The organism is Nocardia sp. CC201C (genome assembly GCF_030010695.1).
GTDB classification, from domain to species: Bacteria; Actinomycetota; Actinomycetes; order Mycobacteriales; family Mycobacteriaceae; genus Nocardia; species Nocardia otitidiscaviarum.
Genome location: NZ_JASCXP010000344.1, coordinates 1 through 8,125, shown reverse-complemented (window position 1 = coordinate 8,125; position 8,125 = coordinate 1). Strand labels below are relative to the sequence as shown.

The 8,125-nt window shown below is 69.6% G+C and carries 7 protein-coding genes; 4 read left to right on the top strand and 3 right to left on the bottom strand.

Annotation, left to right across the window (positions count from 1 at the left end; translation table 11 throughout):
• Positions 1-293: 293 nt before the first annotated feature.
• Positions 294-815, bottom strand: a complete 522-nt coding sequence (locus tag QK444_RS27705; RefSeq protein WP_282785092.1) for a helix-turn-helix domain-containing protein — start codon at positions 813-815, stop codon at positions 294-296.
• 111 nt (positions 816-926) lie between these two features.
• Here QK444_RS27705 and QK444_RS27700 point away from each other — a divergent pair, with 111 nt between their 5' ends.
• The 4 genes from QK444_RS27700 (at position 927) to QK444_RS27685 (ending at position 6,879) form a co-directional block, all read left to right on the top strand.
• Positions 927-2,099, top strand: coding sequence for a thiolase family protein (locus QK444_RS27700; protein ID WP_282785091.1), 1,173 nt, complete (start codon positions 927-929; stop codon positions 2,097-2,099).
• Between the two features lie 158 nt (positions 2,100-2,257).
• On the top strand, positions 2,258-2,701 hold the full coding sequence (locus QK444_RS27695; RefSeq protein WP_282785090.1) for a hypothetical protein: 444 nt from the start codon (positions 2,258-2,260) through the stop codon (positions 2,699-2,701).
• A 78-nt stretch (positions 2,702-2,779) separates the two neighbouring features.
• A complete protein-coding gene (locus QK444_RS27690; protein ID WP_282785089.1) occupies positions 2,780-5,500 on the top strand; it encodes a LuxR family transcriptional regulator in 2,721 nt (906 codons plus the stop codon).
• 419 nt (positions 5,501-5,919) lie between these two features.
• Positions 5,920-6,879: a helix-turn-helix domain-containing protein gene (locus QK444_RS27685; RefSeq protein WP_282785088.1), complete on the top strand. Its 960-nt coding sequence runs from the start codon at positions 5,920-5,922 to the stop codon at positions 6,877-6,879.
• 302 nt (positions 6,880-7,181) lie between these two features.
• Here the strand turns inward: QK444_RS27685 and QK444_RS27680 are convergent, their stop codons facing one another.
• Positions 7,182-7,601 (bottom strand): type II toxin-antitoxin system VapC family toxin, encoded by a 420-nt coding sequence (locus tag QK444_RS27680; RefSeq protein ID WP_282785087.1) that lies wholly within the window; start codon positions 7,599-7,601, stop codon positions 7,182-7,184.
• Positions 7,594-7,848 carry a prevent-host-death protein gene (locus QK444_RS27675; protein ID WP_282785086.1) on the bottom strand — a complete coding sequence of 85 codons (255 nt, stop codon included), beginning with the start codon at positions 7,846-7,848 and terminating at the stop codon, positions 7,594-7,596. The genes QK444_RS27680 and QK444_RS27675 overlap by 8 nt, the downstream gene beginning before the upstream one ends.
• Between the last annotated feature and the right edge of the window lie 277 nt (positions 7,849-8,125).

Here is an 8,125-nt window from a genome sequence, read left to right as displayed (position 1 = left end):
CCGGTCCGGGCGGGCCGGGCACTCGACCCGGTCCGGTCAAGCTCGGCACTGCCACCCGGTCCGGGCGGGCATGACACCGCGACCGGACGCGGGGATCGGCACCCGGTCGGGGCGCGCCGGGGCACACATGCCGGACGCGACAGGCGATATCGCGAAGTGGCGACCGAGCGTCGGCGGCGGGTGGGCACGCCCCTTTCGCAGCCCCGACGTGGCGCACAGCCGTCGCGGGCCGGGACGGCGGGGTCGGCCTGTCCGTCGGGTTTCCCGCGGCTGCGGTCAGGAGGCGGCCGTGGTCAGGAGGCCGGTGGCAGGCGGCCGTGGCGGCGCAGCCAGTTCTTGTTGACGCGCACGCGCAGGTGCTCCGGGGCGACCTCGTTGCCGGAGGCGCTGACCAACTCGACGCGGACCGGCTCGCCCGTCGTGTCCTCGAGGCGCTCCAGCGGCGGGGTGCCGTCCTGGAGGTACTTGTCGCCCCACTGCCACAGCGCGACCACCGCGGGAATGAGGTCCCAGCCCATCGGGGTGAGCACGTATTCGTGCCGGGTGCGTTTGCCCTCTTCCTGGTAGGGGCGTTTCTCCAGCAGCCCGGCGGCGGTGAGCTTGCGTAGCGCGTTGGCGGCCGCGGCATCGGTGATGCCCACGCGCGCGGCGAATCCGTCGAAGCGGCGGGTGCCGTAGTACGCCTCGCGCAGGATCAGGATCGCCGAGCGGGTGCCGACGATGTCGAGGGCCTTGGCGATCGAGCAGCCCTCGGGTTTCCATGCGCTCAGGTCCCTGAGCGGTCCTTCCAAGACGAACGACATGACGCTCATCATACTCTCGCTGACTTGCCTCAACTATCGCCAGCTCCTAATCTGGCTTTAGGGCGGTTGAGCCAGCCGCCGGAAGGTCGGCCGCGACGCAGCGGCCTATGCGAAGGAATCGCCATGAGAGACGCAGTCATCGTCGAAGCCGTCCGCACCCCCGTGGGCAAGGGCAAGCCCACCAGAGCCCTGCACGACGTGCACCCGGTCGACCTGCTCGCGCACAGCCTGCGAGAAGTGGTGGCGCGCAGCGGCATCGACCCCGAACTCATCGACGACGTGATCGGCGGCGTGGTCACCGCCGTCGGCGAGCAGGGTTCCAACCTCACCCGCCGCGCCGCGCTCGCCGCCGGATACCCCGAATCCGTACCCGCCACCACGGTCGACCGCCAGTGCGGCAGCAGTCAGCAGGCCATCCACTTCGCGGCCCAGGGCGTCATCGCGGGCGCGTACGACATCGCCGTGGCCGCGGGTGTGGAGTCCATGAGCCGGGTTCCCATGGGAGCCAACCTGATCGGCGCGCAGGACATCACCGGCATCGCGTTCGCCGAACGGTACCCGGAGGGCCTGGTCCCGCAGGGCATCAGCGCCGAACTCATCGCCGCCCGTTGGAATCTCGGCCGCACCCAGCTCGACGAGTTCGCCCTGTCCAGCCACGAAAAAGCCGCCCGCGCAACCAAAGACGGATCCTTCGACGCCCAGCTGGCCCCACTGGCCGGACTCACCGCCGACGAAGGCATCCGGGTGGGCAGCACCCTCGACACCCTCGCGGGCCTGCGCCCCGCCTACCACAGCGAGGCCATGGCGGCCCGCTTCCCCGAGATCTCCTGGAACATCACCGCCGCCAACGCCAGCCAGATCAACGATGGCAGCTCCGCGGTGCTCATCATGACCAGCGAACGAGCCGCCCAGCTCGGCCTGCGTCCCCTCGCCCGCGTCCACAGCTTCGCCGTCGCGGGCGACGACCCCCTGCTCATGCTGACCGCCGTCATCCCCGCCACCCGAAAGGTCCTGCACCGAGCCGGACTCCAACTCTCCGACATCGACCTCTTCGAGGTGAACGAGGCCTTCTCCTCCGTGGTCCTGGCCTGGGCCCACGACACCGGAGCCGACCTCGCCAAGGTCAACGTCAACGGCGGCGCCATCGCCATCGGCCACCCCCTCGGCGCCTCCGGCGGCCGCCTCGCCACCACGCTCGTCCACGCCATGCACGACCGCGGCGCCCGCTGGGGCCTGCAAACCATGTGCGAGGCAGGAGGTCTGGCCAACGCCACCGTCTACGAACGGATTCGGTAGTCGAGCACCGTTACCGCCCCGGTGCGTCGCCGCTACCGGCGACACCTCGCCACGCCCACCGGTAATTCGACCGATGCGGGTACCGATAGGCCCACTCATACCGTCGTCCTCGTGATGACAGCGACCGCATCCGCGGTGAGCACGCAGAGGAGATGACGATGAGCGAGCATGTCGATCAGGCAGTGGATCCCGCAGTGGCCGCATTGGATCGGCTGGTGGGGACGTGGCGGGTCACCGGGGGTGCGGTGGGAACCGTCACCTACCGCTGGATGACCGGGCGGCGGTTCCTGATCCAGGATGTGGAATTGGAGCAGTACGGGGAACGGATCGTCGGGATGGAGGTGATCGGGCGGGAGCGGCCCTTCGGAGCCGAGGAACCCAGCGCCGACATCAAGAGCAGGTATTACGGCGACAAGGGCGAGACGCTGGATTACGTGTACGAGATGGACGGCGACGCGCTCACCATCTGGGCCGGGGAGAAGGGGTCACCGGCGTATTTCCGGGGCTCGTTCGACCCCGCCGGTGACGTGATGGACGGGGCCTGGGTGTACCCCGGGGGCGGCGGCTACGACTCCACCATGACCCGCGTCGGCCAACGGTAGACCGAGGGCGCGCCGGACCTGGACCGCACCGGTCCGGCTTCGCCCCCCGCGAGCGCGGCCGGTTGTTACCGTGCAGTGGTGATACTCGGGCGGGCGGAGGAGTTGGCGCGCATCGAGCGCCTGCTCGCGAACGCGCGCGACGGGCACGGCGGCGCCCTGGTGATCCGCGGTGAGGCCGGGATCGGCAAGACCGCACTGCTCGACCGCGCCGAACGCGCCGCAGTGGGGCTGCGCGTGCTGCGCGGCGTGGGCATCGAGTCGGAGGTCGAGGTCCCCTTCGCCGGATTGCACCTGCTGTTCCACACCTACCTGGATCGACTCGCCACCTTGCCGGAGCCCCAGGCGCAGGCATTGCGCGCCGCCTTCGGCCTGTCCGACCACGATATCGGCGAACGATTCCTGACCAATGTCGCCGCCCTGTCGCTGCTGTCCGAGCTGGCCGCCGACGGCCCCGTGGTATGCCTCGTCGATGACGCGCACTGGTTCGACCGAGCCTCCCTCGACGCGCTGTTGTTCGCCGCCAGGCGATTACGGCAGGAGCCGGTGGCCATGGTGTTCACCGCGCGTGCGGATGTCCCGGACTTCCCGGCCGCCGGGCTGGAGACCATGGGGCTCGCCGCGCTGGACCGCGTCGGCGCGACCGCACTGCTCGATCAGCGGGCGGGCGACCTGACCGGTCCGATGCGCGCCCGGATCCTGGCGGACGCACGCGGAAACCCGCTCGCCATCATCGAATTCACCGCGGCGATCACCTCGCGCGCGGCGACGGGCAGCACGTGGTCGCTACCCGTCGAGCCGCTGCCCGTGGACAGGCAGGTGCAGGCCGCTTTCAGCGCCAGGATAGGAGCGCTTCCGGAGGCGACGCGGCGGCTGCTGGTGCTGGCCGCGGCCGATGTCACCGCGGATCCGCCGATCGTGGTGCGTGCCGGGGAGCGGCTCGGACTGAGCGCCGCCGACCTGGAACCGGCCGAGCAGGCCGCCCTCATCGAGCTGTCCGCCCAGCGAATCTCGTTCCGGCATCCCCTGATTCGGACCGCCGCCTACCAGAGTGCGCCCCGCCACTGGCAACTCGACGCGCACCGGAGCCTCGCCGACACGCTGACCGGGGCCGACTACGCCGACCATCGCGCCTGGCATCTGGCCGCGGCCACCATCACCGTCGATGAGACCGCCGCCGCCACCCTGGAGCAGGTGGCCCGGCGTGCCGCCCGACGCGGCGGGACGGCCGCGGTCGCGCACGCACTCGAACGCAGTGCCCGGCTGAGTCCCGATCCGGAACAGCGCAGCCGACGACTCGCCGCCGCCGCTCGCGCGGCCTATGACGCCGGAGCCCTCGACCAGGCCGCCGACTGCGCGCGCACCGCAGCGGAAATCGCCACCAGCGGAACCGTTCTCGCCGACCTCAGCTGGGTCCGAGCCCAGATCGCCTACGAGCGTGATTCGCCGACCACCGCCGCCGCCCTGATGCTGGCGGGCGCGGCACCGATAGTCGACACCCTGCCGCGGCAAGCGGTCTCGATGCTCACCGACGCCATCGGATGCGCCAAGGACGGCGGCGCGCACGACCTGGTGAGCCGTGCCGCGCGACTGCTCGCCGACGTGCGGCTCGCACCGGACGATCCGCTGCGGCCGGTGGTCGACGGCATGATCGGCGTTGGCGAGTTGTTCGACGGCCGCGCTCGCTCGGGCACGGCCGGTATGCGTCGGCTGATATCCGCAGCGCGCGAGGGACGCATGCCCGGCATGGTGGAGCGGGTGCTGGCCGGATATCTGGCGCTCATCATCGACGATCGGGCCGCCACCGAGATACTGGAGGCGCTGGTCGCCGATACCCGCCGTTCGGGTGCGCTCGGCTGGCTCCCCTACGCCCAGGAGCCGCTGGCGATCGCGCTGCTGCTCCAGGGGCGCTTCCGCGACGCGGAAACCGTTGTCACCGAGGCACTGTCGACGTCGGCCGAACTGGGCCAGCACACCCAGGCCCTCATCATGTCCGCCATCCCGGCGTGGCTGGCGGCGGTGGCGGGCAACGCCGACAGCTGCCGCACCCACGCCGCGACCATGCTCCGTGACCGGGCTCGGCATCCCACCAATGCCGCCCTCGCCACCTGGGCGCTCGGTCTGCTCGACCTCGGTCAGGGCCGATTCGACACGGCCACGGAATATTTGGAGTCCGTCTGCACCGGGCCCGGTCGCCGGGACTTCCTGGTTCGAGCCATTCCGGATCACATGGAGGCGGCCATCCGCGGCGGCCGGACGGCACAGGCGGATCGGCATCTGCCCGCACTCACCGAGTGGGCCGAGCACACCCGCCGGCCGCAGGCCGACGCGCTGGTGCAACGCTGCCTCGCCCTGTCGGCGACGGACGACCCGGAAAAGTGTTACGGCACCGCCCTTCGACTGCACGCGGAGGGCGAACACACCTACGACTACGCACGCACCGCACTCCTCTACGGCGAATGGCTGCGCAGGCAGCGCCGCCGCACCGAGGCCCACACCCACCTGTCCGAGGCGTCGCGCATCTTCGAGCGACTCGCGGCCACCGACTGGGCGGACCGAGCCCGCGCCGAACTGACCGCGCTCGGCGACCGCCCGGTCGCCCGCCCGCACGATCACGACCCCGCGGCTCGCCTCACTCCCCAAGAGCTGCAGGTGGTCCGGCTCGCCGCGGCCGGACTCAGCAACCGCGACATCGCCGCCCAACTGTTCCTCAGTCCCCGCACCGTCGGCCACCACCTCTACCGCGCCTACCCGAAGCTCGGCATCACCAAGCGCACCGAACTCGTCCGATTCACGCTGTGACACCGTCCATCCGCGACCGCCGCTGCAGCGGTGCGGCGCGGGTCTGCTGCACTGTGAGGTGACAGGTTCGATCACGTGACCTGACTGGCCGGTGAGGTCCGTTCGACCCAGACCATTGCCGATGTCGCGCCTGGTCGGTGGTTGGGCTGGCTCACCCCGCGTTCGCTGCCCGAGCCGGATGGTCCGGCGGCACGTCGAGACCGTGCTGAATGCGGGCGAATGCGTCCAGGCCCCACGCCATGTGACGCAGGCCCGACCACAATCGCCGGGCGAGTTCCTGGATCCACCGGGTCGCGCCGCAGCGGGAATCGTCGGTAGCTGTCGGGAGCCGAGTCACGTCGTGCATACCTCCACAGTCGCAGTGGACCGGCCTGGATACGAGTGGCAAGATGGACATAGAGCGATTGGATTTTGACACGATGACTGTTCGCCGGCCGACCGTTGCGATCCCACTCGTCGACGGCATGACGCTGTTCGAGATCGGTATGCCGCTGGAAGCGCTGGGATACGACTGGGACTACCGGACGGGCCCGCTCTACGACGTGACGCTCTGCGGCAATCTGCGTGGGGTACGAACTCATACCGGTGCGCGGCTCAGCCCGGAACGTCCGCTGGGCGCCTTGTCCGAGAGCGACACGGTGCTGGTTCCCGCCGTGCCACCCGGACGATCGGTGGGCCAGCGGCTGGTCCGCGAATTGCGCGCGGCAGCAGACCGAGGCACGCGGCTGGCGGCCCTGTGCACCGGCACCTTCGCGCTGGCCGAAGCCGGTCTGCTCGACGGCCGCCGTGCAACCACCCACTGGCGGCACGCACCGCTGCTACAGCGCATGTATCCGCGGATCGAGGTCGATGCGCGCGCCATCTACGTCGAAGACGACGGCGTGTTCACCAGTGCGGGCTCGGCCGCCGGTCTCGACCTGTGCCTGCATCTGATTCGGCAGGATCACGGCGACCGGGCCGCGAACATGATCGCCCGGAACCTCGTGATCTCGGCCCATCGAGACGGCGACCAGGCCCAGTACACCCACGCCGAACCACTCGACGACGCCGCGGCATGGCTCGACGAGCTGCGCTGCTGGCTCCGTGCGAACCTGCACCGGCCGATCACCCTCGACGAACTCGGCCGGGCCGCGAACATGTCGCCCCGCACCCTGGCCCGCCGGTTCGACCGGGATGTCGGGACCACGCCGATCCGGTGGGTCGCGGGGGAGCGAGTGGCAGCTGCTCGCGAACTGCTCGAGGTGACCGATCATCCCGTGGAGCGGATCGCGTTCGATGTCGGCTACGGTTCGCCGGTCACATTCCGGGCGGCGTTCACACAGGAGGTGGGAATCTCGCCGCGCAGGTACCGCAATCGCTTCGCCGGACGGTCGACATAGCCTGACCGGGATCGCCCGGTCCGCTGACGGAGGGCTTCGTCGCCTGGAAGCGGGCGGTCACGATACCGCACGGTGAGTGGCGTCGATTCGTCTACAGCTGCACTATCCGCTGACGAGCCTGGAACGTCGCTCGATCAATCGCGGCCTGGGACGCCGAGTTGGCTCCGACACTGCACCGGCACGGTGTGCGCATCGAGGAAGAACTCGTTCTCGACGAACTGATCGGGGATCTCGCCCCCATCGGCGGCCGCTGGCCGCCGGCTGGCCGGATGGCATGGTCACCCGCGAGCGCAGTGCGTCGGTCAGACGGCGACAACGGTGAGCAGAGGCTCGATTCCCTTGAAGTCGTCCGGGTTGCGGGTGAACAGGGGGAGGTCGTTCGCTGAGGCGATGGCGGCGATCATCAGGTCCATCCGTCGTGGCTTGGGGTTGCGCCCGGCCGCGACGACGAGTTTCGCCATGGATGTGAATCGCCTTGCCGCAGTGGAGGAGAACGGCAGGGCGTCGAAGGTGTGCTCGAACTCGAGGAGGCGTTCGGTGCGAACTGCCAGTACCTCCGCGGTGGTGGCCATTGCCGTGCCCAGTCCCAATTCGGCCAGTGTCACTGTGCTGATTCGGAGTTCGACCGGTAGAGCGGCTTCATCGATCAGGGGGAGGTCGATGCATACGCAGGTATCCAATAGTCCGACCGGGTGGCGGAAGGCGAGATTCGAGTCAGTCATCCAATCGGTCCTCGCCGAAGGCTTCGTCGATTTCCGCACGTTCCGCAGCGCTGTGAGCGATATCGGCGAATCGGGCGAATCGGCGCTTTGCCTCGGCTGCGCTCACGGTTCGCCTCGTGGTGATTGGGCGAAGTTCGCCGACGGGTCGGCCGTTGCGGGTGATGATGAAGTCATCACCCGCAAGCAGGGCGTCCATGACGGCAGCGCTGCCGTTTCGCAGCTCGGCCTGGGTGATGGTCCTGGTCATGAAGCCCATGATAGCAACTGATGCTATACGCGGCTATGGCGGCGTGCGGCGTGAATCGTGCGGCGTGAATGGGATATCACTCACGCTCGACCCCGCAGAGGCAAAGACCGGCAGGATGTCGCCGGTATTCGGCATCGTCTCGGCCGAACTGCGGGACGCCACGAGCGACGACGGACATAACCTCGCACCAACCTCGGCGCGCTGCGGGGGTATGGCACGAATGTGGTGGATTCGCAGAGTTCGTCCGCGAGCACCACCATGGCGGCTTGTGGAGGCT

What these genes read in the sequence shown, in the direction of transcription:
- QK444_RS27685 (WP_282785088.1), top strand. Translation starts at nt 5,920, where the DNA reads ATGACTGTTCGCCGGCCGACCGTTGCGATCCCACTCGTCGACGGCATG.
- QK444_RS27695 (WP_282785090.1), top strand. Translation starts at nt 2,258, where the DNA reads ATGAGCGAGCATGTCGATCAGGCAGTGGATCCCGCAGTGGCCGCATTG.
- QK444_RS27680 (WP_282785087.1), bottom strand. Translation starts at nt 7,601, where the DNA reads ATGACTGACTCGAATCTCGCCTTCCGCCACCCGGTCGGACTATTGGAT.
- QK444_RS27675 (WP_282785086.1), bottom strand. Translation starts at nt 7,848, where the DNA reads ATGACCAGGACCATCACCCAGGCCGAGCTGCGAAACGGCAGCGCTGCC.
- QK444_RS27705 (WP_282785092.1), bottom strand. Translation starts at nt 815, where the DNA reads ATGATGAGCGTCATGTCGTTCGTCTTGGAAGGACCGCTCAGGGACCTG.
- QK444_RS27700 (WP_282785091.1), top strand. Translation starts at nt 927, where the DNA reads ATGAGAGACGCAGTCATCGTCGAAGCCGTCCGCACCCCCGTGGGCAAG.